Annotated in this window: 24 protein-coding genes; 15 read left to right on the forward strand and 9 right to left on the reverse strand. The window is 41.8% G+C overall.

Annotation, left to right across the window (positions count from 1 at the left end):
- Positions 1-148: 148 nt before the first annotated feature.
- The 9 genes from SFU91_14735 (at position 149) to SFU91_14775 (ending at position 8,422) form a co-directional block, all read left to right on the forward strand.
- Positions 149-1,075, forward strand: coding sequence for a tyrosine-type recombinase/integrase (locus tag SFU91_14735; GenBank protein MDX2130288.1), 927 nt, complete (start codon positions 149-151; stop codon positions 1,073-1,075).
- Positions 1,032-2,831 carry a glycosyltransferase family 39 protein gene (locus tag SFU91_14740; GenBank protein ID MDX2130289.1) on the forward strand — a complete coding sequence of 600 codons (1,800 nt, stop codon included), beginning with the start codon at positions 1,032-1,034 and terminating at the stop codon, positions 2,829-2,831. Before SFU91_14735 ends, SFU91_14740 begins: the two co-directional genes overlap by 44 nt.
- A 58-nt stretch (positions 2,832-2,889) precedes the next feature.
- Positions 2,890-3,483 carry a redoxin family protein gene (locus SFU91_14745; GenBank protein ID MDX2130290.1) on the forward strand — a complete coding sequence of 198 codons (594 nt, stop codon included), beginning with the start codon at positions 2,890-2,892 and terminating at the stop codon, positions 3,481-3,483.
- A gap of 97 nt (positions 3,484-3,580) precedes the next feature.
- The gene (locus tag SFU91_14750; GenBank protein MDX2130291.1) at positions 3,581-4,090 is read left to right on the forward strand and encodes a Rieske 2Fe-2S domain-containing protein; all 510 of its coding nucleotides are present in this window, start codon (positions 3,581-3,583) and stop codon (positions 4,088-4,090) included.
- Between the two features lie 143 nt (positions 4,091-4,233).
- Positions 4,234-5,016: a hypothetical protein gene (locus tag SFU91_14755; GenBank protein MDX2130292.1), complete on the forward strand. Its 783-nt coding sequence runs from the start codon at positions 4,234-4,236 to the stop codon at positions 5,014-5,016.
- 1 nt (position 5,017) lies between these two features.
- Positions 5,018-5,614 (forward strand): YceI family protein, encoded by a 597-nt coding sequence (locus SFU91_14760; GenBank protein ID MDX2130293.1) that lies wholly within the window; start codon positions 5,018-5,020, stop codon positions 5,612-5,614.
- Positions 5,615-5,676: 62 nt separating this feature from the next.
- Positions 5,677-6,654 carry a DUF4835 family protein gene (locus tag SFU91_14765; protein ID MDX2130294.1) on the forward strand — a complete coding sequence of 326 codons (978 nt, stop codon included), beginning with the start codon at positions 5,677-5,679 and terminating at the stop codon, positions 6,652-6,654.
- Positions 6,655-6,792: 138 nt separating this feature from the next.
- Positions 6,793-7,776: a PorV/PorQ family protein gene (locus tag SFU91_14770; GenBank protein MDX2130295.1), complete on the forward strand. Its 984-nt coding sequence runs from the start codon at positions 6,793-6,795 to the stop codon at positions 7,774-7,776.
- A gap of 142 nt (positions 7,777-7,918) precedes the next feature.
- Complete coding sequence (locus tag SFU91_14775) at positions 7,919-8,422, forward strand: hypothetical protein (protein MDX2130296.1); 504 nt, start codon at positions 7,919-7,921, stop codon at positions 8,420-8,422.
- Between the two features lie 65 nt (positions 8,423-8,487).
- Here the strand turns inward: SFU91_14775 and SFU91_14780 are convergent, their stop codons facing one another.
- The 6 genes from SFU91_14780 to SFU91_14805 all read right to left on the reverse strand — a co-directional run bounded on the left by SFU91_14780 (position 8,488) and on the right by SFU91_14805 (position 13,428).
- Positions 8,488-8,910, reverse strand: a complete 423-nt coding sequence (locus SFU91_14780; protein MDX2130297.1) for a thioesterase family protein — start codon at positions 8,908-8,910, stop codon at positions 8,488-8,490.
- A 27-nt stretch (positions 8,911-8,937) separates the two neighbouring features.
- Positions 8,938-9,348, reverse strand: coding sequence for a hypothetical protein (locus SFU91_14785; protein MDX2130298.1), 411 nt, complete (start codon positions 9,346-9,348; stop codon positions 8,938-8,940).
- A complete protein-coding gene (locus tag SFU91_14790) occupies positions 9,335-9,583 on the reverse strand; it encodes a hypothetical protein (GenBank protein MDX2130299.1) in 249 nt (82 codons plus the stop codon). The genes SFU91_14785 and SFU91_14790 overlap by 14 nt, the downstream gene beginning before the upstream one ends.
- Positions 9,580-10,143: an alpha-ribazole phosphatase gene (gene cobC / locus SFU91_14795; GenBank protein ID MDX2130300.1), complete on the reverse strand. Its 564-nt coding sequence runs from the start codon at positions 10,141-10,143 to the stop codon at positions 9,580-9,582. Before cobC ends, SFU91_14790 begins: the two co-directional genes overlap by 4 nt.
- 68 nt (positions 10,144-10,211) lie before the next feature.
- The gene (gene hemN, locus SFU91_14800; GenBank protein MDX2130301.1) at positions 10,212-11,609 is read right to left on the reverse strand and encodes an oxygen-independent coproporphyrinogen III oxidase; all 1,398 of its coding nucleotides are present in this window, start codon (positions 11,607-11,609) and stop codon (positions 10,212-10,214) included.
- Positions 11,610-11,697: 88 nt separating this feature from the next.
- The gene (locus SFU91_14805) at positions 11,698-13,428 is read right to left on the reverse strand and encodes a tetratricopeptide repeat-containing diguanylate cyclase (protein MDX2130302.1); all 1,731 of its coding nucleotides are present in this window, start codon (positions 13,426-13,428) and stop codon (positions 11,698-11,700) included.
- A gap of 176 nt (positions 13,429-13,604) precedes the next feature.
- On the opposite strand from SFU91_14805, the gene pdeM reads away from it, so the two are divergent.
- A complete protein-coding gene (pdeM, locus tag SFU91_14810; protein MDX2130303.1) occupies positions 13,605-14,282 on the forward strand; it encodes a ligase-associated DNA damage response endonuclease PdeM in 678 nt (225 codons plus the stop codon).
- A 67-nt stretch (positions 14,283-14,349) separates the two neighbouring features.
- Here pdeM and SFU91_14815 read toward each other — a convergent pair whose 3' ends face one another.
- Positions 14,350-15,231, reverse strand: a complete 882-nt coding sequence (locus SFU91_14815; GenBank protein ID MDX2130304.1) for a pirin family protein — start codon at positions 15,229-15,231, stop codon at positions 14,350-14,352.
- Between the two features lie 21 nt (positions 15,232-15,252).
- Positions 15,253-15,507, reverse strand: a complete 255-nt coding sequence (locus tag SFU91_14820) for a hypothetical protein (protein MDX2130305.1) — start codon at positions 15,505-15,507, stop codon at positions 15,253-15,255.
- 98 nt (positions 15,508-15,605) lie between these two features.
- Between SFU91_14820 and SFU91_14825 the strand changes: the two genes are divergently transcribed.
- The 4 genes from SFU91_14825 (at position 15,606) to SFU91_14840 (ending at position 20,664) form a co-directional block, all read left to right on the forward strand.
- A complete protein-coding gene (locus SFU91_14825) occupies positions 15,606-16,838 on the forward strand; it encodes a hypothetical protein (protein ID MDX2130306.1) in 1,233 nt (410 codons plus the stop codon).
- Positions 16,839-17,024: 186 nt separating this feature from the next.
- The gene (locus SFU91_14830) at positions 17,025-18,230 is read left to right on the forward strand and encodes a heparan-alpha-glucosaminide N-acetyltransferase domain-containing protein (protein MDX2130307.1); all 1,206 of its coding nucleotides are present in this window, start codon (positions 17,025-17,027) and stop codon (positions 18,228-18,230) included.
- Positions 18,231-18,458: 228 nt separating this feature from the next.
- On the forward strand, positions 18,459-19,778 hold the full coding sequence (locus tag SFU91_14835; GenBank protein ID MDX2130308.1) for a DUF389 domain-containing protein: 1,320 nt from the start codon (positions 18,459-18,461) through the stop codon (positions 19,776-19,778).
- A gap of 124 nt (positions 19,779-19,902) precedes the next feature.
- Positions 19,903-20,664: an EAL domain-containing protein gene (locus SFU91_14840; GenBank protein ID MDX2130309.1), complete on the forward strand. Its 762-nt coding sequence runs from the start codon at positions 19,903-19,905 to the stop codon at positions 20,662-20,664.
- Between the two features lie 45 nt (positions 20,665-20,709).
- Here the strand turns inward: SFU91_14840 and SFU91_14845 are convergent, their stop codons facing one another.
- Positions 20,710-22,623, reverse strand: coding sequence for a hypothetical protein (locus SFU91_14845; protein MDX2130310.1), 1,914 nt, complete (start codon positions 22,621-22,623; stop codon positions 20,710-20,712).
- A 401-nt stretch (positions 22,624-23,024) separates the two neighbouring features.
- Between SFU91_14845 and SFU91_14850 the strand changes: the two genes are divergently transcribed.
- On the forward strand, positions 23,025-26,057 hold the full coding sequence (locus SFU91_14850) for a metallophosphoesterase (GenBank protein ID MDX2130311.1): 3,033 nt from the start codon (positions 23,025-23,027) through the stop codon (positions 26,055-26,057).
- The last annotated feature ends 98 nt before the right edge of the window (positions 26,058-26,155 follow it).

A 26,155-nucleotide genomic window follows, 5' to 3' on the forward strand; every position in this document is an offset into this window, starting at 1 on the left:
TATCAAATAGCCATTTTGATTTCTGTTTATTTATTTTTGGCTATTTTTTTCTGTTTAATCGCATAAATAAAACAATTTCTTAACGATTTATTGATTGGCTGAAGTTCTCTTGTAGAGTAGTTTAGGGCACACGATTTTATAATTTTATATGAGCCTTAAGCTTCCCGTAACTTCAGAAATGCTTCAGGAATTCATTGATGACTTTCTGAATCACTTTCTAAAAAGTAAAAGCCTTGAAACAAAAGGAACATACCGCCGTGCTTTGCGGGAATTTCAACGCTTTTGCGCTGGTCTTACGGAACCGCTTCAATTTCAGGAATCTGAGATAGAAGCGTACAAACAATATTTAATTCAAACACGTGGGCTTTCAGAGGTTTCCATTTCAACTTACCTTACAGCGCTTCGACGGTTGATGGAATATTTAATTTCGATTGGCGTTATTACCGAAAATCCCGCACGGCAAATAAAAGCCTCTCGACCCTCATCAAAACCTGTCATTTCATATTTAACGGAGCCCGAAGTTCAAAAACTTTTGCTTATTGTTCCGACTCTTAAAGTTCAAGACCGACGAGATCGATTAATGATTCGATTGATGATCGAAGCGGGTCTCACAGAAAATGAATTAGCCAAATCATTGATTGGTGACTTGAAGAAGTTTTCGACGCATTATGTTTTGTTCTTGAAATCGAATAACCGCCGGAGCAAAGAAGAAACCGCTGATATTTCGATAGACTTAGGTCTTGAGTTGGAAGAATATCTTGAACTTCGAAAATCGTCTGAACCGGAATCTCCGCTTTTTGCAAGCCATAGCCACCGTGTGAGCGAAGCAACTCTGACCACTCGAGCGATTCGTTACCGCATCGATCATTGGCTAAAAGTGGCAGGATTAAATCGGGAAGGGATTACGCCGCACAGTTTAAGACATACGGCTGCTTATTTGTGGATTCACCGTGATAAATTGTCGCTTCCGGAAGTTCAACGGCGGCTTCGACACGGGATGCTCAGCACGACAAAAAACTACTATAAATTCGATGATCTCTCGGCAACGTCACCCTCTGATAACCCTTCTTCTTAACCTTTCTTTTCCCAATAAACTCTCGATTTTTCTTTTCATTTCATTTCTTTTTTACGCCACTTTTTCACTTTCACTTCAAGAGATTCAACCTTTTGATGAAGGCTATTATGCGCTTCGTGCTGCAGCCATTGCCGCCAATCCAACCAATCTCTCGCTCTGGATTTCTCAAGAAGCGTTTAGCATTAAAGGGTTTTACTCGGCCTCGCACCCGCCGCTGATGATTTGGATGATGACAATTTCTGTTTTGATTTTGGGTGAATCTGAATTTGCGCTTCGGCTTCCGATGTGGATCTGTTTTTTAGGATCTGGGATTTTTCTTGTGCGAATTCTATTCATTTCGGTTTTAACCGAAGAGCGAGACCAATTGCCCGAATTCGTCGGATGGAGTTTGCTTCTGTTTTTTTTAACCCCGTTTGCTTTTTGGTTTGGTAAATCGGCGATGCTAGAAAGCGGGGCGATGCTATTTTCGATTTCGCAAGTTTATTTTTATCTCTGCTATGAACAAAAAGAGCAAATGAAATCGCTTATCCTAAGCGGTATTTGCTTAGGGTTAGGGCTTCTCTCGAAAAGTTTAGTTTGTTTTTTCCCTGCCTTTGCCATTTTAATTCACGGAATTTTTTTTACTGAGCGCTCTCACACTTTGCAACGCCGATTCATCGACCTCGTTTTATTTTTTTCGATTGGCATTTTTATCGGAGGCTCTTGGCTATTGGCCAATCAAGCTTATGACCCCGACTTCTTCGTTCAATTTTTCAAGCATTATTTCAGCGAGCGAATGCTTATCAATCAAACCGGAGCGATTCAGCACAGCGGGTATTTTTATTATGTGAACCTCTTTGCCGTTCGATTTCCTTTAGCTTTTCTTTCACTCTTTTGGTTTTTTCGTTTTTTCAAAGACCCACCGCTTCAAACCCCATTTCGGAAGTTCCTTTTGGCTTGGGTAATGATTCCGTTTGTCATTCTTACTTTGAGTTCAACCAAATTGCTGTGGTATGGGTTGATAATTTTTCCACCGATGGTTCTCATTACGGCGGAATCGGTATTGTGGTTAATTGAACACAAACGAATTTTCCCCGCACTTCTCTTTCTTTTGCCAGTGTTGATGTGGTCGTTCTTTCAGCCTTTGGCGGCATTTCGCTCAATTGATGCCTTTCAGTATTTCATTCAATCAAATCAGTTCTTGGGCGTTGCAGGTTTGATTGCGTTTTGTTTAGCACTTTACTTTTCGAAACGAATCGCTGATGGGAGTCAACACCGTTCAATGCTTCGGATGGTTTTGCTTGTCGTGCTTATGCTTTGGAGTTACACGACTTCACTCAATGGGCTATCTCTGATTCGATTATTTGGAGGGATGAAAGAAATCACTCGGGTGATTAATACAGAAAAAATTGAAATGCTGCTGTATGTCACGGAAGAAAGAAAGATTTCGGTTCAAGGCGGGATTAATCCACAACGAACCTATTATTGGCGAGGCAACGACCCTCAGCAAACAAACATGCCTTTACCGAATGCGGCGAGATTTCATTGCACGACTATTGGTATTGCGTCGTTTGCTTTTATGGATTATGATATCAATCTGAAAATGGACACTATGATTTCAAAACCGTTTGCAGTTATCGTGGAAAAACCATCTGATGAAGAAGTGCGTTATCAATTAAGTTTGGTTTTACCTCACTTTGAAAAGCTTAATAATCAATTTGAGCGTAAGGCAAACAAAAGACACTTGAAGCTCAAAAGCTATGACTTATATTACTAAACCAAATGTCAGGGCGCGTGTCAAACCCAAAACGATATTTTGAATTTGAAATTTTCATATGATTCAACGATTACTTCTAACCTTCATTTTCCTTTCTGCGATTCTCTTTGCGGGAAGAAGTTCAGCGCAAGGATTAAAGCGGGGCGATCGTTTACCGGATGCCGGATTTACGGTCTTGAATGGTGCGTCATTTAATACGCAATCTTTGAAAGGAAAATCCGGTGTATTGGTCATATTTGTTTCAACCCAATGTCCGGTTTCAAATGCTTATAATGCGCGATACAACGGGCTTTATCAGCTCACACGTGATGCCAACATCGGATTTTTTGTTATTTACCCGAATGTGACAGAAAGTGCGACGGAAATTGATTTGCATGCAAAAGAAAAAGGATTTCGCTTTTCTGTCGTTCGTGATAATAATGCTGGGATTGCCAAGCAATTTGGCGCGACAGTCACGCCTGAAGCATTTTTATTCGATGCTTCTTTGAAACTCATCTATCGAGGGCGAATTGATGATAATCAACGTGAAGACCGTGTCACTCAAAAAAATCTTGAAGAAGCAATTGCTGCACTTTTATCCGGAAGCGCACCGCTCATTCCTGTTACACCTGCACGAGGCTGCGTGATTAAAACCACTCCAGACGATTTTTAAAGAACCTCTACGGACCTGCGAAGCACCTTTTATTTTAACGGCGTTTTGTATTATTCTACATAAATTTTTTACCCAATATCAGATACGCATAAACGATATGCTACAAAATCAATCAAAGAATACAGAAAATTCTCTTTCAAAAGTTGGGCTTGACAGCGGCCGAAGGGATTTCTTAAAAACCGCCGCGACATCCGCCGTTGCCTTATGCTCGTTACAATTTGCTGCAATGCTCTCTTCATGCGGCGATTCAACGAGCGCTAATGATGTTTCAACCGGTGTTACTGAAACTTTAGACCTTACTGCAAACACTGCGTTAAACACTGTCGGCGGTTTTATACGCCGAACTTTTGGTAACAATAACAGCGGACGCGAGGTCATTGTGATGCGGCTTTCCGAAACGTCATTCGGCGCAATGGATGTGCTTTGCCCGCATCAAGGATGCAATGTGGGAAATCCTTCTGAGGGAAAAGCCGTTTGCCCTTGTCATGATTCAAACTTTGGAACAAGTGCTTCAAATTTCGGAACAAGACTCTCAGGTCCAGCACCGCGAGGATTAAGAACATTCGCCACCTCGGTACAAGGAAACACACTGACGATTACATTTTAATCATAGACGCATTCAACGACTTTTTTTCAAAATTACGCTGAAACATGAACCTATTGATTTCTGTCTTTCGTTTAGATTCCGCTGCAAGTTCGCTTGTGTCACCTTTGTGTTCTCGGTTCTCAAAACAGAAGACTTCATTCTTTTTGATTCTGATCTTTTCAAGTTTTATCATCTTGCAAGCCCAAGAGAGAAAGTTGCTTGTTCCGCTTTGGGTTGAACCGCATTCCACTTCTCAATTCACCATTGAATCTTTACCGTCTAACGAAGAACACGCGATTGAAACAACTGAAGCCTTCAAAGAGGCTCTTTGGGCCTTGCCAATTTCATCATCACCCACAGATTCAAGTGAAGTTCCTAAAAGGCTAAAGCTTTTGCCTGCCAATATGAGCCTTGGTGAACGCGCGCTTTGGGGAGAATCGGGGCTTTTTCGTTCTTTGGGATTTGCAGAGCTAACGCCCACAGCTCGGAAAAGTGAATTGGAATTTCGCCGAACAACGCTTTCGCTTCATCAAATCAGCGGCTTTTTAACTCTTGCGCTTTTTATTCCGACACTTTACTTCGGGCAATCACGCATCAATGATTTAAATCGTGCCCAAACTGATTTTTCATTTTTCCCCAATAACAACACCGCCTCGATTCACCGTGCATTCGCAATGGCGACTTTTGCTTCATACATGACCACCGCTTTACTCTCAGTGCTTTCGCCGCCGCCACTCATTCGCCGTGATGAATGGAGCACGATTTCCACGCACAAGCTTTTAAGTTGGATTCATTTTATCGGAATGCTCGCGACACCAGTGCTTATTAAACTTTCGCTTGATGCAACTTCGCTTGAAGCGCAAAAAAATTTGCGAACAGCTCATCAAATTACGGCTTACACCACATTTGCCGCGCTTTCACTTTCAATGATTGTAATCACTTTTTAAGATGCACGGAACCCGACTTACTTTTCACACGGCAGTTTTCTTTGCCTTCTCCCTTATCCTCTTTTGCACAGCGTCATCAACGGTTGAAGGAAGAAATGAAACCGTGAAACTCAAAGCCAAACAAGCGACATCATCGATAACTTATTCACTTTCGCACCCACTGCATAAGATTGAAGCAACTTCTCGGGAGTTTTACTGCGAAGCCGAAGAGAATTTAGAAAGGAAGCAGTTAGAGCGCGTTTCGTTTGTTGCCGATGTTTCAACTTTTGATAGTGGCAACAGTAACCGCGATTCCCACGCAATGGAAGTCATTGATGCCCTGACCTACCCGGAGGTACGATTTTCAAGCACTGCCCTCACCCCACTTGGGACGAATTCCGCTGAAGTGATTTACAATGCCGAAGGCATCTTGCAATTTCACGGGGTAGAAAATCCCGTTCGTTTCCGCGCTTCTGCGTCAGCCACGGATATGGGTTGGAAGGTTAAAGGAACAGCCGCCATTCGCCTCACGGACTTTAAGGTTGAGCGACCTACGCTTTTCGCTATTCCTGTCAGCGATTCTCTATATTTCTCCTTTCAAATTGATTTCGCTCGCTAAATTCTCTTTTTTCGTTTGATTTTTTTCTCCTTCTTGAAAAATGCATTTTTACACTTTAGCCAATGAATCAATTCTTTCCGCAATTTTCTCAATTTCTCAAATGCTTCACGAAGCGCCTTATTGCGATATTGGCTTTTCTTGTTTTTGGCTCAACGGGAGTGGTTTTTGGTCAAGAAATTCAGTGCGATGTCAAAATCAATGTCGATCAATTGCCATCAGACGCAAGGAAAAGGATCGAAAACTTCCGGCAAGTTGTGATGGATTACATCAATACTTTTCGTTGGACGAACCTCACTGAATTTCAAACCCCTGAAGATCGAATTCAAGTTCGAATTGAATTTCAATTCACCGCTGCGGATATCAATGCCTCACCACCGCGATATTCGGCTCAGGTTGCATTTAGCAGCAGTCGCCCGATATACCGTTCACTCCGTTTTGCTTCGATTATTCGTTTGTTTGATACCGATCTTGATTTTCTTTATGACGACCGGCAAGGAAACCTGATTCATAACGATCTGATTTTCAATCCGCTTCCAAGTTTTCTTGATTATTATGCCTACATCATTATCGGGTACGATCAAGATACATTTGAAAAATTTGGAGGCACGGTTCATTATGAACGCGCAAGACGAATTTTACAATTGGCACAAGCCAATAATACTTCGCCGAGGGGCTGGCGACTAAGCGACGGCGGCGGAATCAACCGGCAAAATCTTGTAGATGAGCTTTTAGACCCTCGATTTAACGCCGCACGCGAAGCTTTTTACGATTATCATTACAATGCGCTTGATGAATTTCACGGCGATCCTATAGCGGCACGCCGCAAAGTTGCCGATGCAGTCAATGCGGTTGTTGATACTGAACTCCGCTTCCCACGCTCAATGTTTGTTCGCCGTTTTTTTGATTCAAAATTTCTTGAGATTGGTGAAATTTTCCGAACCAGCGATCAACAGCTTCGACGTGAAGTATATGAATCGGTCATTAAAGCCGATCCATCAAGGCGACAGAAGTATGAAGAAATGTTGATTCAAGGCAAGTAGATTTTTGACTTTTTTTGGAAAAATTCTTCTCTACAAATGTTTTCCCTCGGCTCAATCATCCTACAATCATCCCATTATTTGCCGCTTGCATGCCTATGGAACTTGATTATCTTTCGATTCAACTTACTCGACTTAATCGTGACGCGTCAAAACGAACTTCAATTGTCAGCATTTCGAATTCACTCGCTTCGGTGTTTTCTTCTACTTTTCACTTCATTTTTTCCGAATCTTCTCTTAGCGCAAAGTGGCGGACTTTCATTTCTTGGGCTTGGTAACGGCGCTCAAGAAGAAGCAAGAGGCAATACCGGAACCGCCTCATCGATTGGGGCAGCTGCAAATTATTACAATCCTGCTCGGCTCAATTCAGGTGAAAATTCAGAGGTTCTTTTCACTCATAACTTATGGATTTTTGATACACAGTCGAGCTTTGTAGCGATTTCCGCAAAAGGTGAAGAATCGGCTTTTGGCGCATCGTTTCAGTGGTTTACCGTTGGTGATATTCCTGTTCGCACAATTGCCAGTGAAAATCCTGTTGGTTTTTTTACCGCGCAAAGTGCTGCACTTTCGGTTTCTTATGCTCGGGATATGGCGGAGGGATTTTCAATTGCCTTAACCGGAAAGGTGCTTTATGAAAAGTTATTTGTTGATGATGCAATGGGTGCAGCATTTGATATCTCTGCTTCCTACGCCGTTACTCCTCTGTTTCAACTTGGGGCTTCACTACAAAATATCGGGTGGATGTCGCCGCTTGCCGGAGAATCATCTCAAATGCCAACACAGATTCGGCTTGGGGCCTCCTATCGAATTCCACTGGCTTCGCTAAAAAGTTCAATTCTTTTTGAAGCGAATTCCATTACCAATCTTTCCCTTTTACTGACTGACAATGTTACTCCAAATTCCGGTAGTTTGAATCGCACACCGAATCAAGTTATGTTGGGTTCGGAATTTAACTATGATAACATCTTTTCTGTTCGTGCAGGATATCAATTCATTCAAACGGCACGGACGCTTTCATTTGGTGTAGGCATTGGCTTAAAACCTTTTCAAATCGATTATGCCGTTATCCCGTTTAGTGAAAGCTTAGGGACTGCCAATATGCTTTCTGTCCGTTTCCTTTATTAACCAAATTGAATTGAAAACAAGTAATGATTAATTAAAGCAATGAATTTGAGGCAATATTATGGTAATTGTCTATTTTTGCGCCACAAATTTGAGCGTCACCGCTAAAATTTCATTTTTTATTTAATCAATACCAATCATTCAGATGAAGAACTTTCGTTTTGTTTTCGCTTTTGCACTTTTAGTGCTTTTTTCAAGCTGCGGACCTTCCGCTGAGCAACTCAAACAAATTGCTGATTTTACCACCACCGTTTCTTCGCTTGGAGACAGCGAAAGTGCAATGGGTGCCGCCGTTGATGGCATGAAGTCAAAACTGGCTGAATTCAGAGCTGATTCAACCCTTAAGGGAACCAAAGCCGATTCGCTTCTTGCTATTGCTGATTCTAAAATTGCCGAGTATGATGGTTTATATGCCAAGTACAAGACCTTCGTTACCGAGCAAAAAGGAAAACTGGATGGGTTTAAGAAAGAACTCCCAACTCTTGAAGCTTTAAAGACTTTAGGTACGGAATTAATGGCTAAGAAAGATGAATTCACCGGCGATGTCACCAAAATTCAGGGTGATTTTGATTCCGCTGTTGCAGAACTTACAAAGCTAAAAGAAGAAATGGCCGTTAAAGCGGCTGAGATGCTTCCAAAAAAGAAGTAACGAACGACTTCAGATATTTTGAAAAGGAGTGCCAGATTGGTGCTCCTTTTTTGTTTTAGCTTTTTTTACATAAAGCGATCACCAAAGGCTGCGGGCATCGGGGCAATTTTTCGCTCGCTGTAGTTGAAAAATACAATTGCCGTTTTGGCATGCGCGGCTTCGCGACCGGAGTCAACATGAATGAGGCGGTAGAAAATATCGCAACCGACAGGCGAAAACCCGCCTAACATTAGTTCAACGAGAAGCGAATCGCCATAGAAAAGTTCGCGCTTGAAAACGATTGCCGTATCTGCAAGCGCAATTCCCACACCCTCGACATTCAATTCGCTCCACCCGTGTGCCTTAAAGAATTGTGCGCGAGCTTCATGCACAAGCGACATAAACTTATCATTCCCGACATGCCCGGCGAAGTTTAGGTCGGTGATTCGAATATCCAATTGGGTTTGAAACACCACCTTTTCCGGAAACTCAATTTTTATTCTCGCCATTTCATTTATACAAGGTTTGAAGCCTCTTTAATCTTTTGGTTCAGGTACTAAGTGAAGTCCCTTGATTGGTAGCGATAATATAACGTCAGAAAGACTTTTCATAAATCGACATAGTTCCTCTAGTTCAGACTCTTGATGCCATTTTTGCATATCGCTTAGGTCGCCGGCAGGGAGATTTTTTTCATGAAATTCTTCAGACCAAATATGAACCAAATAAACAGTTTCAAATCGGCTTAGCCCAACTTCACACTCCAAAGAAGCCAGAAAAGGTGATCCGGATTGATCAAGCAATTCTCTGCCAAGCGATTCGAGTTCATCGTCAAAGCCCTCATTCGGCAGAAAGTCGGGATCGAAATATACTTGAAGAAGCACGCCGCGAATTCGATCTGATTTGTAACGCGAAAGCGTTTGGAGCAATTCTTCTTTAGGTTTGGGCATCGCTTTCAAGGGAAGTGTGCAAACGAGGAAAGTCATTTTGAATTCGGCCGCATTGAAGGCAAAAGCGAAGTTCGAGATATTCTCCGCCGCCAATGCCAATTTCTTTTGGAAGATTGCCTAAAAATCGTTTTGATTTAAATTGAATGACGCACAAGTCGCCGGTCTTTGCACTAACAGAAATAATACGCTCACTTCCGCAAAGAGAGCAGCAGGCTTGATTTGAGGAGACCATCATTTGATTTGGCGAATAGAAAGCCTTTGGCTATCGGGTGAATGCTTAAAGAGAAAAGCATCTCCAAAGGAAAGTTTAAAGCGGAAAATATTTCGGACGGGCATTTCAAGAACTCGAGCAAGCACCGAGCGAAGCACGCCGCCGTGGGTGACGATAAGCACCCGATCATATTTCATTTTCGTGATTTCATCAATAAATTCATTGACTCTAAGAAATAAATCCGAAAGCGACTCTCCACCGGGCGGGGCACGGTGTTCAAGATTTTCAGCCCAATGTTCAATTTCATCTTTGCCGATATCATCCCACGGTTTAAGTTCCCACTCACCAAAACTGATTTCCATAATGCGGGCGTCGTAATGAACCGGGCCTTGCGTTAAAAAGCCTGCGAGTTTTGCACAGCGTTGTAGCGGGCTTGAATAAACGGCGTCAAATACCAAAGGGAGTTTTTCTTTAATTGCTGCAGCTTCACTTTCGAAAGAATCGGCTAAGTCAAGATCGGTTTGCCCATAACACAAAGCCAAATCGACTGAAGGCGTGGTATGCCTTACAAGATATATTTCCATTCAACTGTTTTTTTCAAAATACAAAACAATTCATTCACTTATTGATTGAGTCGAAAGTAATGGTGTGTTCACTTTGCTAAACGGCAGTAGTTGTTTTTTTCATTTATCGAATAATAATATCGCTCGTCGAATTCGCGGCAAATGTAACGGATAAAGGGCATCCCAAGTTTTGTAACGCGTACAGACTTGTTCAGGAGTTCAACCAAACCATCAACTTGAAGGGCTTGAAGCCGAGTCAAAATTTCATCCAAAGCCGGTGTTTGCAGTGCCTCTTCCACCCAATCTGTTTCGAAGTGACACATCAAATTTTGAATATGCCGCCGAAGAATCAAGTCCTCTTCATTTAACAAGTGCCCGCGAATGATGGGAAGTTTGCCTTCGGCAATTTGCGCCATATAACGGTTGGGTTCTTTTTCATTTTGAATAAACGCGCCCCACGCATCGCTAATCGCCGAAGCGCCGAGTGCGATGACGCCCGCCGTACTGCTCGTGGTGTAGCCCATAAAGTTTCGGTGAAGCTTCTTCGCTTTTGCTGCATGCCAAAGCGAATCGGTTTCGAGGGCGAAGTGATCCATTCCAATTTCGTTGTAACGAGTGCCGGTGAATTCTTCTTCTAAGAGCATTTTCCCCAATTCATAAAGCGCTTCCTTTTCTTCGCCTTCGGGGAGGTGTTCGTTCTTAAATCGATTCTGCTCGGGGTAAAGCTGTGGGTTGTGCCCATAGGCATAAAAGGCAATTCGATCGGGGCGAAGGTCGCGAACGGCCAATATGGTCTTACGCACACTTTCTTGGGTTTGACGCGGTAAGCCATAAACGAGGTCAAGATTGATGGATGCGTAACCCACTTCTCTTGCAAGCCGCATCGATTCCGCCACCATTTCGACGGGTTGAATTCGATTAATGATGGTTTGAACCTCATGATCAAAATCTTGAATCCCAAAGCTGAGGCGGCGAAACCCTAATTCAAAAAATCCTTCCAACTGTTCGCGTGTTGTATTCTTCGGATTTGATTCATAACTCATTTCAATTTCATCCGAAAAAACCGCTTCTCGGCGAAGCGCTTCAAAAAGCCGTTGATGGCTTGCAATGGCGAAGTAAGTGGGTGTGCCGCCGCCCACATGCACCTCACGAATGAGCGGTTTAAAACCCAGTGCTTTGCGAATAATTTTCCATTCTGCAATGACCGCATCGATATACGGTTTCTCGACATCATGATGGCGGGTGATGACCGTGTTGCATCCGCAAAAAAAACATTTGGAATCGCAGTACGGGATGTGAATGTAGAGCGAAAGACCACAGCCATTTTGAGCGGCTTCAGTGGTTTTTTTGAGCGTTTGAAGCCAAGCAGTTTCGTTCAGATTGCTTTTCCAATACGGCACGGTGGGGTAGCTGGTGTAGCGCGGAACTGGCGTGTTGTATTTGTGCAGCAAGGCAAGATGCCGGTTTTCGGATATGAGATTTGTCATACTTCAACTCTTTCCAATTTATAAGCCTAACGTACAGATTTCTCGGGTGAGCGCCAATTAATCTTTAATTGGTGTGAAAGGAAGCAGGCTACATCCTCACTTGATTTCGCCCGTTATGCTTGGCTTCGTAGAGTTTTTCATCGGCGGCGGCAATCATATCGAGCGCATTTTCTTTTGTGACATCACTGCAAATTCCTATTGATACAGTCACTTTTAACTCGGGGTGAAGTGTGCTCCACGGATAGGAAGCAACGGCTTGGCGAATTTTTTCGCACACCATTCTTGCTTGGTCTGAACCGGTATTGGGAAAAAGAAAAACAAACTCTTCTCCTCCGTAACGAGCAACCGTATCTGTTTTCCGACAGTTTTGTTTAAACACTTGAGCAATTGCTTTCAGGGCTTGATCTCCCATTTCGTGGGAGAAATTGTCGTTGATTTTTTTGAAGAAGTCGATATCGGAAATCGCCACCGAAAGCACATGTTTATAGCGCTTCGCAATTCCGAATTCCAATTCTAAAAGTTCATCGAAAGCGCGGCGATTGGCGATGCCGGTGAGAACATCGGTTCGCGCGAGCCGGTCAAGCTCTTCAGCTTGCTTGTGAAGCAAGTTGTTTTTTTCTCGCAATTCTTTTTCCGAGCGTTGCTTGATATAGTAACGGTTTACCCCGAGTGCGGCAACCACTATCAAGAGTGCAAGAAAAATAATCCCGACTTTGCGCGTAAAGTTAAACTGCTCCAATTCTAATTTTTGAATCGTGCTTTCTTGCTGCAGTCGTGCAATTTCCTGTGCATTTTTTACTTCTATCGCATCATTTTGCAGCTTCTCAATTTGGCTTGCCGAGCCCCGATTAAATAGCAATTCTTTCAAACTTTGGTATTCCAAAAGTTTTTCATAAGCCAAGTTAAATTTTCCTTCCGCGGCGTGCATTTTTGAAATGGCTAAAATGGCATCTCGCTCTTGCTCACGAAAGCCACCCTTAACGGCGATTTCCATACTTTCTTTGAGATAAGCCGCCGCTTTTGGGAATACTTTTTTCTGTGTGTAAATGATTCCGGCATTTTGCAACGCAATGGCAAGAAACTTTTCATTGCCAAGACCCTTTCTTAACTGTTCAATGGCTTTGAGGTTTGCCGATAATGAATTATCGATGTCCCCTCGCTCCTGATAGGTAATGGCAATAAAGGTCAGCATCACAGCCATCGACCCCAATTGATTCATATTTTCATGAAGCTTATAGGCTTTGGTAAGGTAGCCCAAGGCTTCACTATAGTTTTTTAAACGAAGAAGCATAATGCCAATATTGCCGTACTCGCGTGGGCGGTTAAGAGAATCGCCGATTTCTTGATAAATGGTCAGCGATTCGCGGAAGTAAAGCAAGGCATCGTCGAATCGCTCCATAATCGAATACAGATTGCCAATGTAATTTTTAATTTCAGCGATTCCGGCGCGATCCTTTTTGCTTTCGTAAATGGATTGGGCTTGGTAGAATTTTTCAAGCGCACGCGGATAATTAGAGAGGGTCAAATGCCCAAAACCAACTCGCGCCAAAGAGAACGCAATCAGCAACGAGTCTTTCAAACTTTCAGAGAGGGTAAGCGATTCAATAGCATATTGCAATCCGGTTTCGGGCGTAGAATTTTCGCAAGCAATCGAGAGCTCATGAAGCAATTGAACTTTTTTTATGCCATAAGGCGTCGCTTCCAAAACAGCTTTCAAGCTATCGATTTTTCGGTTCTGACTGAATCCACTCACGGTAACCAATAGCGTTACTCCAATGAGAAGAATTTTTATAAGGATTTTATCGAAAAGAAAGCGCATACCGAAAATGACGACCGGAACTTAATTATCGCTAAGTATTAAATGACGATTAGGCTAATTTATGAATTTTGTGTGATGTTGGGCGCTTTTCTCTTGGCAAAGTAGAGAATATAAGGGCGTTTTCAAAAAGCTCGGCGCACTTGGCTTGCCTACGGTCACTTTAATTTAATTTCGAAATGACATCCGTTTTAACCCAATTTGGAAGCCTTTTACTCCTTCCTTCCAAAACACTTTTTCTTCCGGATAAGCAGATTTTGCTTGCCGCCGATGTTCACTTAGGCAAAGCCGAAACCTTCCAAGCCTACGGCGTTCCCGTTCCTTCGGGGCACAGCGCGCGCGATTTGTCTCGGCTTCGCGAGGCCGCGATTGGGTGTAACGCAAAAACCATTTTTCTTTTAGGCGACTTCTTTCACGCACCGGAAGGGCTTACGCCGTCGCTTGTTTCAGAAGTCAATGAATGGATAGAATCACTTCTTCACGAAGGCATTTCAGTAACGCTGATTGTAGGCAATCATGAAAAGCGTGTTTCATTTTCCTCGCTCTCACTCACGATTCATCGCGGGCCGATGGCCGCCGGCGATTTCATCTTTGATCATCATCCTTCCGAAACGGCGGGCAGGCTCACGTTTGCGGGGCATTTGCATCCACGGGTTTCGATTGGCGGGAAGCAGTCTCGCCTGCGGTTGCCGTGCTTTCTTGTTTCGGAGCGGCAGGTTATTTTACCGGCTTTCGGCGATTTCACCGGCGGCGCAGCGACCGATACGCGCGGGTTTGATGTTTATGTGGTTACAGAAAACTCTGTTGAGAAGTGGGAGGAGCCGGTGATGAAGAAGCGGCGTGGCAGATATTTTTAGTGCCCACTTTGCGCAAGGAATTGCTTGATTAAGTGAGCCGATTCGCTTTGAAATCCTTTTGGGGAGTTCACTTTTCGGGCAGCGGAATGAATTCGGTTTCACCCTCAATTTTCGGGAATGCTTGGGCTTTCCAACGCGCTTTTCCGGCCTCGATTTTCGCCTCATCGCTCGAAACAAAATTCCACCATATAAATCTTTTTTCGGGAAATGTTTCACCGCCAAGCCACATCCCACGCGTTCCATTTTGCAAGGTGAGTGAGATGGGTTCATTGGGCTTAAAGCTGACCATTGTACCCTTTGATATAATTTGCCCTTCGGTTTCAATGCTGCCTTCAACGACATAAAAGGCACGCTCAAGCGTTGGGCTGTCGCCAAATTCGGCTGTGAGATGTAACGTGGTGGTTTCGAGTGCAACACAGTGGCAATAAAAGAGCGGTGAATACACATGAACCGGCGCTACTTTCCCGAAGGCATTTCCTAAAATCAGATTCCACGAGATTGACCCCGATTCCCAAGTGGGCAAAATGGATTTTGGTACATGCTCAAAAGTCGGCGCAGTGTCTTCTTTGTCTTTTGGGAGTGCGACCCACGTTTGAAGTCCGTGCAGAAGCGTTCCGTTTTTCTTGACGGATTCGGGAAAGCGCTCAGAGTGAACAATGCCGCTGCCGGCAGTCATCCAATTGACATCGCCGGGGTGAATTTCTTGCACGCTTCCGCTGCTATCGCGATGAAGCATCGCCCCGCTGAAGAGGTAAGTCACGGTTGAAAGCCCGATATGGGGATGTGGCAATACGTCGCCTTCGGTGTGGGGAGAAATCGCGTGCGGCCCCATTTCATCAACAAAGATAAAAGGGCCAACCATTCGCTTTAGCCCAAAGGGCAACAAGCGCTTAACCGTAAAATTTCCGACTTGCCGCTCGCGGGCGTGAATGATGAGTTCGATTGACATATCATTGAAGTTTTTTGAACCTCAATATACTTGAATTCCCGTTCCCTTTAATTCCTTCTGATTTCGATTCAATTTCTTGCAGGAATGGCCTTGAGGTTGTTTAATGGGCGTTGTAGATGTAAGGGTGATTGCGCAGCCGAGCGAAGTAATAAAGAAAAGAATTAACAAATCGATATTTTCAGGGTTATTGATTCCAAATCTGTAAATCTGTATGCCCAAGAGAACAGCAAATCCTGAAAAAATACCAATAAGTAATGCAAGTGATGAACAGTTCATGTTTCCTCCTTTTTTTGTGAACTTCTACTATGAACGCTATATTCAGAGGAAGGTTAATACAATATCTCTCTAAAATTGCTTAAATATTTTTTTTTACAATGAACACTCCGCGACAAAAAACCTTATTTATCCCTTTTCAAAATTTACTTTTTTCCCTTTTTGTAATTTTTTTCAATAAGTTTTCACTTTTTGCAAACGACGGATCTTATATCTCAGGGCCTGAAGGTGGGGCATTATTTCCGCTCAAAAGTTCTTCAATTCAAATGGTTGAAGAAGAAGTAATTTACGATGTTACGAGCGGTGAATTTGTTACTACCTTTATTTTTCTAAACCTCTCAGATTCTGTTCAGAGGGTTACATTTGGATTTCCAATTTCTGCAAAGTTTGATGAGCAAGAGTATGATTACGATCCTTCTTCAAGAGATACATTATATGAAATTGCAAGAATCAATAGTCAAATGAATTTTCTTACTTGGGTCAATGGAAAAGAACGCAAGAGAAATTTGATTCCTATAATTCCTGATACAGATTATAATTATGCTTTTTCTTTCACATATACATTTAAGCCAAAAGAAAAGATTCGAGTTGTTAATACATTCAATCAAGGTAAAGGTTATGGCTTTTCAAATGATGGAACAGAATATGATGCTTATACCTATATTCTTAAAACAGGTTCACTTTGGGCAGGAAATATAAAAAAAGCAAGAATTTTATTTAAATTCTCACCCGGTTTTAAAATGACTTTTTCAAATCGATCTGATATTAAAATTGATTTTAAAGATAATAAGAGAGTTATTTCATTGGTCAATTACGAAGAGGGCTTAAAACCATTTCCTAACAATAATTTTAAGGTTGATACAACGAATAATACTGTAGAATGGCTCTTTTCAGACTTCAAACCAAAATTTGATGTTTCTGCTATTTTCTATAACTCAGCTATTTCAAATTCCATTTTATTTTTTCCTGTTTGCGATAGTTTATCATTTTTTATTCAGCAAAGTAACCCCAAAAATTTTGATAGCTATTTCAACCAAGTTAAAAATGAATTAAAATATGAATCAGAATATGGTAAAGAATATTTTGTTTATGTTTATGAATCAGTTGCAAAATTTATTTTGAATGGATTATATGTTCCTTTAGAGCGATACCAAATCCGACACATTATTAATGGATTTGCTGCATTATTTGGGTATCGGTTTAAGAATCCTTTATGGGAGAAAATGTTTTCTCAATTTAAGTGGTATAAACCAACCACTGAAAACCCCAACTATCCCCCTGAAATTGCTTTACAGATTAAACAGCTTTCTGAATTATACTCTACATTAAAGTGAACAATCGAAACCGAGCGGGGTCGGGGTTTTTTCCTTCATTTCCTTTATTAATATCCGACCCCGCTGGGGCCGAAAACCCATTATCCAGAAATATTCATCTGCGAGAGTGAATAATTTTTTTGCGTTGGTTCTTTTTGTTACTATTGCACATCGCCCAATGGCTCTTAATTAAAAATTTGTTCTTGTATGACTCAAGTCGAAAAGCAGCGCATTGTGGTGATTGATATTTTGCGCGGTATTGCAATGGTGGTGATGGCCTTAGACCACACCCGCGATTTCTTTCATGCCGATGTTCTCTTTCACGACCCGCTCGATCCCGCAACCACGCACCCGGCCTTGTATCTCACACGGTGGATCACTCATTTTTGTGCGCCAACTTTTGTCTTTCTTTCCGGAACATCGATTTATCTGCAATCGCTACGAAAAACGTCTTCATCACTATCCGTCTTTCTTTTCACTCGAGGCCTTTGGTTGATTTTCGCCGAAATCACTCTCGTAACCTTTGCACTCACTTTCAACCCGCTTTTTAATTTTCTTGGCTTACAAGTAATCTGGGCCATTGGATTTTCAATGATTGTGCTTGGTTTTTTTATTCTTTTGCGTGCCCCCTATTGGGTATATCTCGCCATTGGAAGTATCATTGTTTTTGGGCATAATGCATTTGATTCACTTGAACTACAACCTGATTTCTCCCCATCTCTATTCTGGAAAATCATGCATCTTGGCTTTGTTATACATCCGATTTCGGAGTCATTTTCAATTTTTTTTATATATCCCGCCCCGGTATGGGCAGGAGTTATGCTTTTGGGGTATGCCGCAGGAAAGCTTTTTGATTCACCTAACAATGCGACTTCGCGAACACGGTTTTTTAGCATTGCCGGCACAGTGCTTCTGTTGTTTTTTTTGGTGCTCCGCGCAACCAATTTTTATGGGAATCCACAGCCTTGGGTCATTGGCGATTCCGTTGCTCAAACACTATATTCCTTTTTTAATGTCAATAAATACCCGCCCTCGCTTCTTTACCTGTCAGCGACATTGGGCGGACTTTTCCTTGCATTAAGTGCGATTGAGCGATTTCAACAGTCGCTCTTACCCTATCTCACGCCATTTGAGACTTTTGGCCGAACCGCCTTTTTCTATTACCTCATTCATTTTTATGTGATTCATTTGCTTTCTGCCGCCGCATTTTTTTTGCAAGGTCATACACTGCAAGAATCGATTGAGTTAGCGCCCAAAACTTTCTTTTTGCTTACCACTACACCTTACGGGTTTAGTTTGGGGGTGGTGTATTTGGTTTGGATGGCGGTTGTCGCGGGCTTGTATCCGTTGTGCAAGCGATATGATGCCTATAAAACATCGCATCGCGAAAAGGTGTGGCTCTCGTATTTATAACCCTTGCAATTGTATTCCAAGAAGAACATACGGCCCGGAACCGGGTCGAAGAATTACCAATTATTTCCTTCAATAAACATGCGACACCGCTGGGGTCGAAAAAGGTTTTTTCATCATCTTTCGTTTTCCTCTTCAAGAATCTTGGTTCAGATTCGATAAATTTGCTTGTTGATCTATTTCGATCATCCGTTTCTTTCTTCGGCTTTGTTCATCTACCTCAATAACTTTATGATTAGAAACATCTTCCGCTTTATCAGCCTTCAGGTTGGTGAAGAGAAAAAGGAATTGGTTTTAGAAGAAGTTAAAAACTCAATATCCTTTCGCAATTCCACCTTATGGATTTTAGCTTGCGCCATTTTTATTGCGTCAATTGGGCTGAATGTGAATTCTACAGCCGTGATTATCGGCGCGATGCTGATTTCGCCGCTGATGGGGCCGATAGTCGGGGCGGGCTTTGCACTCGCCACCTTCGACTTTGCGCTGTTTCGCCGTGCATTAAAAAACTTGGCGATTGCTACAGTTGTGAGCCTTACCGTTTCCGCGCTTTATTTTTTTCTGAGCCCGTTTAAGGAAACACAATCGGAACTTTTGGCACGGACATCGCCGAATATTTATGATGTGATGATTGCTTTTATCGGTGGTTTGGTGGGCGCTATTTCCATCACCCGTGTCAGCAAAGGAAATCCCATTCCGGGTGTGGCCATTGCCACGGCACTCATGCCGCCGCTCTGCACCGCCGGTTATGGCTTGGCGATTGGTAACGCGGCGTATTTTTTTGGCGCGCTTTATCTCTATCTCATCAATTGCTTTTTCATTGGGGTTGCCACGCTACTCATTGCCAAGCTTTTGCGATATCCGCCCGTGGAAGCGGTGGATGAGCGGCGGGCATCGCTTGTACGGCGGGTGATTTCGATTCTTCTCATTGTGCTGATTGCTCCAAGCGTGTACTTGGCTTACGATCTTTATCAAGAAAAAAAGATTCTCAGCCAAATGCAGCGGTTTATTGATGAAGAATTTCTGCAACGCGGATACGCGATTCTCTATCAAAAACTTACCCCAAAAGGCTCACCTAAAACCATTGAATTGGCTCTTTACGATAAAAAGTTTTCCGAAACCGAATTCGCCAATTTGCAACGCTCGCTTGAACGCTTTGGGCTTAGCGATGCCTCGCTCATTCTTAAACAAAACACGCGCGATTTGAAGGGAGAAATTCTGAAAGAAATTAGCGCGAAGGATCAAGTTTTGAGCAAAAAACAAATCGAATTGGATTCGCTTCGGCAAAGGCTTTCGGAATACACCTTTGATACGGTTTTTATTCAAAGCGAACTCCGCATTCTTTTCCCTGAAATCGCATCCGTTTCGATGGGGAAGCACGCCCTGACGTATGGCAGTTACGGCCAAGGCCCGAAAATCACTTTCTTGTATTCGTTGAACGAAAGCCGCGAGAAAGGCAAAAAGGCGCCGCCATTTGATGAAGCCAAACTTCGCGCGTGGCTTTCGCTGAAGGTGGGCGGCAAGCCGGTTTCTTTGGTTCGACTTTCAAATTAATCTCTCAATAGTTTCATTCTCGACCTTTCATCCTCTATTATAATTCGTATCTTTAAATTCAATCCTCTTGATAAACACTACTTCAAAAGACATCACATTTTTTGCGAATTGGACTTAATTTTTCATGAAACAACCAAACAATTGGACTGACTTAGGCTGCGACGCCTGTTTGCGAGGAGAAGGACTCGACTTTCACTTCTCAATGGCCTTTCAACCCATTTTTCGCCTTTCAACCCGAAGCGTTTTTGCTTATGAAGCCCTTGTTCGCGGCACGCACAACGAACCCGCCGAGAATATCTTTCATTCTGTGAATGATGATAACCGCTACCGCTTCGATCAATCTTGCCGGACCAAGGCCATTAAATTGGCCGCTGAATTAAAGATGCCAACCTTTTTAAGCATCAACTTTCTGCCCAACGCCGTTTATCGCCCTGAACTCTGCATTCGCACCACCCTTACCGCTGCGGAAACTTATGGCTTCCCAATCGACCAAATCATTTTTGAGATCACCGAAAGCGAACGCGTCGATGACCTCGCACACCTGCGCAATATCGTTGAATATTATCACGCTCGCGGATTTAAGACCGCCATTGATGATTTCGGCGCGGGATTTTCGGGCCTCAATTTGCTTGCAGAACTGCAAACCGATATCATTAAACTCGATATGGCCCTCATTCGGGGAATCGATCGAAAAAAACCCAGTCAATCCATTGTTCGCGGCATTATGCAAACCGCCCGCGACCTTGGTTCAGAAGTAATCGCCGAAGGCATTGAAACCAAAGAAGAATTGGAAATGATTCGCTCGCTCGGCATCGATTTGGTTCAAGGGTTTCTCCTTGCGAAACCTGCGTTTGAATCGCTCCCTGAAATCAATTATAATTTTTAATTATTTTAATTTCAGTCCTTTTATTTTTAATAGAAATTATTTTTTCTAAAAATACGCTCGCCAATTAAATACCAACCGAACGCCCACAAACCAATAGGATTTTAATTCCGGTGGGGCAAGATTGCTATCGACCAAATCCTCAACTTGATGCGGAAAATCCCACCCAAAATAAAATTGCATCATCAATCCGGCACTTTGATCGGTTGAAAAATTCCGAAAAGGTCGGTATTCTAAAAATGGAAATTCCACCAAGGTTGATCGGTAGCCCAAGATGGTGGTTTCTTCGTTTCCATTTTCATCGAATTTGGGGCTAATGAGGGCGTCGCGCTGAGCAGAGCGCCCAAAAAAATACACACTTGCTTCACGGCCAAGCATAAATTGAAATCGCCCAATGGGTGTCATAAAGCCATTTTGAAGCGGAATTAATCCGCCGTTGATGGCCGTCGTTCCCATTTCTTGCAGCGTTTTTGGTGAAAAAAGAAAGAGAAATGGTGCGCTGATGAGCAAATCTGCGGGGAAGAGAAAGTACGGGAGCCGAAGCCGAAAGGAATACGACGTTCGACCCGGAATGGCGGAGAGAATCGAGCCGAATCGCTGAATATTTTCCGCATCGACGACGCCCGTGCTCGACGAGGCATCTTGACGCCACCCGGCTTGCAAAAAAGCCAATCCGTCACTCGATTCATTCAGCACGCCATCGAGCCCAACGCCCACCCGCACTGAAAATTCAAGCGAACTCACCGCCCCCAATTTGACTTGGTTTTGCCCAAAAGCCCCATTGATGACGGAGATTCCCGCCGATGGCGAAATTCCGATAAACGGCCCTATTTCCGCCCGAAATCGCGGCAATTCGCCAATGCCCTTCGAAAGCCCCGGCACCGGCGTTTCTTCTAGAATTGAAATCACCTTTTTCAAAACAGCGGCATCCAAAGTATGCAGCGGCATTGAGCGGGCTTCACCCACATTAAATTCAATGGCGTTGAGATCATTGCTTTCGGTATTTCCAAGCGGTTCACTTTCAGGTTCTGCGGCTTCAAGAAATTGAATTAAGCTTTTGGTGACGACCGAGGCGGCGAGATTTCGATCGTCTTCGCGCATCCACGCATCGCCGGTGAGGATGATTTTTTCACCTTTCCACGTATTGGTTTGCAATCCGTTTTCGTTGTAGAAATCGTGCGTGCCTTTACGGAGCGAGGGATTTCCGCGCGAACCGACCGTGTGGCCGGCAGCGTAAATATCTTGAATAAAGTGAATTGCAAAGGCTTCATCGGCGAAGGCAGAAAGGATGGCTTGCCTGCGATGTTCTTCGGTGTGGTGCGGCTGAATTGCCGTGCGAAGTTTCAGCAATGCGCGGTGATGATACCACAAGTAAATGCCGAGTGCGTTGGGTTCGGCGAGTGAATCAACACATTCAAAGAGATAATCCAAGAGCGGCTCCGAGGGGGTGAGGAGCGGGAGCAAAAAGTGCGCGTTGTTTTTGCCGGCGCGCGTGGCATAGTCGGGGTCGGCGCGTTGCAGAAGGATATCGGAAACGCGCGTGGCATTGAGTCGCCATTCCCGTTTTTTGAGTGTTTTCAAGTCGGTATTGAGCCGTGCGGCGATGCGAGCGACATCCAAAATCCACGCTTCGTTCAGCACTGTTTTCAGGAGTTCTTCGGAGCTTGAGGCGTGGTCGCCGGCGATTGCGGCCCACGCGGCATAGTCTAAGCGGTCAGGCCGTTCGGTTGCGGCGGAATCGATGGTGAATTGCGAAAGCCGATTTGGTGCGGCCAATCGCCCTTGTGCCCAAAGCCGCTCGAGCGACGCGCGGTGCGTTTGGGGTAACATCTGTATGGCACGAGCGAGGATTTCGCGATGCTCGGGATAGACCCACGCGTTGAGCTTTTCGCTATTTCCGGCGAAGAGTGCCAAGGCAAAGAGCCAAAGCTTTAGGTGCTGAAGTACCTTCGGGATTTTCATTGGTTACTACTTTTCCAAAAATACATCTTCGCACCGCCTTGTGAAATAGCTTATCGTTATTTCTTTGACTTCTATGTAAAACCACTTAACTACCGTTACATTAAAAAAAGTTTTTTTTATTGAATCTTGTTGTTATATTCTAAAATTGCGCGGCTTTTGAAGTGGGCTTGCAAGTAACCCTTTTTAGATTTTCGGCGACTTCCGCCCGTTTTTTCCTTCAATCCGCCATTCCTTTTGTCCTTTCGTTATCCTGAGTTTTTTTAGCAACAATTTTTAAGTAAAACACCACTTTGGTGGATATTGGTTTTGCGTGAGTCTTCGGGATGCTTCGCGCCCTCAGACCCCCGCAAAGCCGCTCCCCGTTACCTGCAAGGCTAAAATACCAACAGAAATAATAAACTATGAAAATTGGAATATTACATTTAAGCGACCTACATATACAAGAAGACGACTTAACAAATAGAATTGAAAACCTTGTTAGATCTGTAGAATATGATATTAAACAGATTTCACACTTATATTTAGTTTTCTCCGGAGACATTGTAAATTTTGGTAGAAAATCTGAATTTGAAAAAGCCAAAATTTTTGTTTCGGGGCTAACAGGTAGATTAAAGGAAAAGTGGAAATTGTTAAATATTAAAATCATTGCAGTTCCGGGAAATCACGATTGTTGTTTTGACAATGAAAAGAAAACTCGACAATCAATTTTAAATGATTGCAAAACAGATATAATTAATGAAGAAGATTATTTCATAGACGCTATGGCTGTTCAGTCTGATTTTTGGGATTTCACAAATGATGTAACAGAATTATCGGATAGAAATTTAGTATCTTATAAATATGAATTCAGACCACATTTAGATTTCAAGGTGACTTTTCATTGTTACAATACAAGTTGGCTTACTGAAATAAACGAAAAACAAGGGTCACTTATAATTCCTGAAAATAAATTTATTGAAAATGAAAATGGCGAATATGTAATCTCTGTTTTTCATCATCCCGTAGATTGGCTTTCTGCAAATACAAGAAGAAATAATAAACAACGATTTGAAGAGCATTTAATAAATAGCTCAAATCTTGTAATTTATGGCCACGAACACGACAAAGGGAATCCTAAGGCTGTACTTCAAAAAAACAATAATGTAGTTTTTTGCGGTGGCAAAGCTTTCAATAAAAATGTTATTACTGAAACAGGGTTTTGTCTTTATGAAATAGACCTAACTGACAAGTCAATAAATATTAAAACTTTCAATTTTAATGGTGAAACGTATTTAGTTGAGACAGAGGACAAACATCAAATAATTGAAAAAGTTAAACGAGAATTTATTTTAAATAAAGAATTTGAAACAAAAATCACAGAATTAAGCATCCCATTAAAACACTCAAAAAAACCAAAATTAATTTTATCCGATATATTCGTATATCCAGACCTAGAGCCATTGCTCGAAGAAGACAATTACGTAGCTCAATATCCAAACTCCTCTGAATTAATTGAACAAGTTAAAAATGAAAACAATGTAAATATATTAATTGAGGGGGCTGACCAATCAGGTAAAACATCATTGCTCTATGTCCTTTACAAAAGGTATTATGAAATGGGGCTTACTCCAATTTATTTGAGAGGTAAATATTGTAATGAAACAGATGTTAAGAAATTAGTAAAAAAGGTTTTAAAGGAGCAATACGATAGTGAAAATGTAGATTTATTTTTCCAACTTGACAAGAAAGTACTTTTACTTGACAACTTCCATAAATCAAGTCTTAATTCAAAATATAAAAAACGATTAGTTGAATCATTCAACAATAATTTTGAAGTAATAATTGTTACATCTGACAACACCTACAGTTCAAAAAATGTAACTGAGGAAGCTACGAGCTTTAAGGACTATTTTAAATATAAGCTTTTACCGCTTGGTCACGAAAAGAGAAGTGAATTAATTGAACAATGGCTCTTGATTGGCGAAAATAAGTTGACGATTCAAGAAGAAGTAATATTAAATACTGTAAAATCAAGATTTAATGAAATCAATTCATTAATTGGCAATAGGTTGATGCCTTCATACCCAATTTTTATATTGTCTCTTTTACAAAATCTTGATGATAATCTTCAAAATTTTTCGCAAACATCATATGCTAATATCTACCTAGTTTTAATTAAAGCAGGTCTCATTAAAGAAGGAATCAAAGATTCAGTTTTGACGAGTTTATTGAATATTCTCAAAGAACTTGCTTTTTATATGTACGACAAGAAGAAAAGCCCTTTTAATAGAGAAGATTATGACAGTTTTATTTTAGAATATTCAGCTAAATATTTTCGTCACAAATCATTAACAAGTGATAAAATTCTTAGTGTACTTTGCAACTCTAATATTTTGAAATATGATGATGAATACTACACTTTTTCTTACAAATACATATACTACTTCCTAATTGCCCAAAAAATTTCAACAGACATAGAAAGCTATCAAGATCTTATATACGACTTATGTAACAATATTCATTTAGAGATAAATGCCAATATTTTGATTTTTCTTTCTCACCATTCAAAGGCACAAATTCTTATAGATAGTATCGTTTTCACTAGTCAAATACCTTTTGAGAAAGCTAATCCACTAACATTAAGTAAGGATGACGCGTTTGTGCAATTTATAACTGAGTTCACCAATGAAATCAAAGATGAAATAATTGAAGATAGAAACCCAAAAGAAGAAGTAAAAAAGGAACTCAAGAAAAAAGATGCCATTGAGAGAAGGAATAGAGTTGATACAGATAGCGATAATGAAGAAGGTATATTACCTTCTGAGGCAATCGAAATGAATCAAGCCTTTAGAACAGTTAAAATCATCGGTCAGATTGTAATGAATCAAAGTGGTGACTTTGAAAAGGAAAAACTTATCAACCTTGTTGAAGCAGCCTACAACACCGTTTTTAGATTTCTTGGTTTCTATTCAGGTATGCTAGAAAAAGACAAAGAATTACTTATTGAAGCAATAGTCGAGGATATAAAGAAAAAGGAAGAAGAAAAGAAAAGTAAACGTGGCGAAATAGATATTAAGTTAATAGAAAAGACAGTAAGAAATTTACTTCAATTTATTTCGTGGCGTATTTGTGTAGATAGTATGACTAATCTAATGTTCGCAGTTGGAACAAAAGGCCAAAATGAATTATTTGACAGAGTTAATGCAAACATAGACACTACAGCTTCCAAAATAGTAACATTCGCTATTAAAACTTTTTATGATCAAATTGATACTAAAGAATTAGAAAATTTATTTGAAAATGTTAAGGACAATTATTTGGCTCAGTGCATCTTGAGAGAATACATTAAGAGGTATTTATATACAAACTTTGTAGAAAGAAGCAAGCGAGACAGAATTATTCAAATAGCAGGGTTTAACAAACAAAGACTGATTGGAAAAATGAAAACAAAATAAAGCCCAGCAGGTAACAGGCGTTTGGCTCAATGGCGGGTGATTTGGTTAATTAAACATTCTATCTCGCATCAACTTTTGTGTTGTATTGACAGTTTTGT

It is taken from the genome of Chloroherpetonaceae bacterium (assembly GCA_033763895.1).
GTDB lineage: Bacteria > Bacteroidota > Chlorobiia > Chlorobiales > Thermochlorobacteraceae > JANRJQ01.

Bases quoted from the DNA above. Each gene is read 5' to 3' on its own strand.
- SFU91_14735 (MDX2130288.1), top strand. From the start codon at position 149: ATGAGCCTTAAGCTTCCCGTAACTTCAGAAATGCTTCAGGAATTCATT.
- SFU91_14740 (MDX2130289.1), top strand. From the start codon at position 1,032: ATGATCTCTCGGCAACGTCACCCTCTGATAACCCTTCTTCTTAACCTT.
- SFU91_14745 (MDX2130290.1), top strand. From the start codon at position 2,890: ATGATTCAACGATTACTTCTAACCTTCATTTTCCTTTCTGCGATTCTC.
- SFU91_14750 (MDX2130291.1), top strand. From the start codon at position 3,581: ATGCTACAAAATCAATCAAAGAATACAGAAAATTCTCTTTCAAAAGTT.
- SFU91_14760 (MDX2130293.1), top strand. From the start codon at position 5,018: ATGCACGGAACCCGACTTACTTTTCACACGGCAGTTTTCTTTGCCTTC.
- SFU91_14765 (MDX2130294.1), top strand. From the start codon at position 5,677: ATGAATCAATTCTTTCCGCAATTTTCTCAATTTCTCAAATGCTTCACG.
- SFU91_14775 (MDX2130296.1), top strand. From the start codon at position 7,919: ATGAAGAACTTTCGTTTTGTTTTCGCTTTTGCACTTTTAGTGCTTTTT.
- SFU91_14780 (MDX2130297.1), bottom strand. From the start codon at position 8,910: ATGGCGAGAATAAAAATTGAGTTTCCGGAAAAGGTGGTGTTTCAAACC.
- SFU91_14785 (MDX2130298.1), bottom strand. From the start codon at position 9,348: ATGCCCAAACCTAAAGAAGAATTGCTCCAAACGCTTTCGCGTTACAAA.
- SFU91_14790 (MDX2130299.1), bottom strand. From the start codon at position 9,583: ATGATGGTCTCCTCAAATCAAGCCTGCTGCTCTCTTTGCGGAAGTGAG.
- cobC (MDX2130300.1), bottom strand. From the start codon at position 10,143: ATGGAAATATATCTTGTAAGGCATACCACGCCTTCAGTCGATTTGGCT.
- hemN (MDX2130301.1), bottom strand. From the start codon at position 11,609: ATGACAAATCTCATATCCGAAAACCGGCATCTTGCCTTGCTGCACAAA.
- SFU91_14805 (MDX2130302.1), bottom strand. From the start codon at position 13,428: ATGCGCTTTCTTTTCGATAAAATCCTTATAAAAATTCTTCTCATTGGA.
- pdeM (MDX2130303.1), top strand. From the start codon at position 13,605: ATGACATCCGTTTTAACCCAATTTGGAAGCCTTTTACTCCTTCCTTCC.
- SFU91_14815 (MDX2130304.1), bottom strand. From the start codon at position 15,231: ATGTCAATCGAACTCATCATTCACGCCCGCGAGCGGCAAGTCGGAAAT.
- SFU91_14820 (MDX2130305.1), bottom strand. From the start codon at position 15,507: ATGAACTGTTCATCACTTGCATTACTTATTGGTATTTTTTCAGGATTT.
- SFU91_14825 (MDX2130306.1), top strand. From the start codon at position 15,606: ATGAACACTCCGCGACAAAAAACCTTATTTATCCCTTTTCAAAATTTA.
- SFU91_14830 (MDX2130307.1), top strand. From the start codon at position 17,025: ATGACTCAAGTCGAAAAGCAGCGCATTGTGGTGATTGATATTTTGCGC.
- SFU91_14835 (MDX2130308.1), top strand. From the start codon at position 18,459: ATGATTAGAAACATCTTCCGCTTTATCAGCCTTCAGGTTGGTGAAGAG.
- SFU91_14840 (MDX2130309.1), top strand. From the start codon at position 19,903: ATGAAACAACCAAACAATTGGACTGACTTAGGCTGCGACGCCTGTTTG.
- SFU91_14845 (MDX2130310.1), bottom strand. From the start codon at position 22,623: ATGAAAATCCCGAAGGTACTTCAGCACCTAAAGCTTTGGCTCTTTGCC.
- SFU91_14850 (MDX2130311.1), top strand. From the start codon at position 23,025: ATGAAAATTGGAATATTACATTTAAGCGACCTACATATACAAGAAGAC.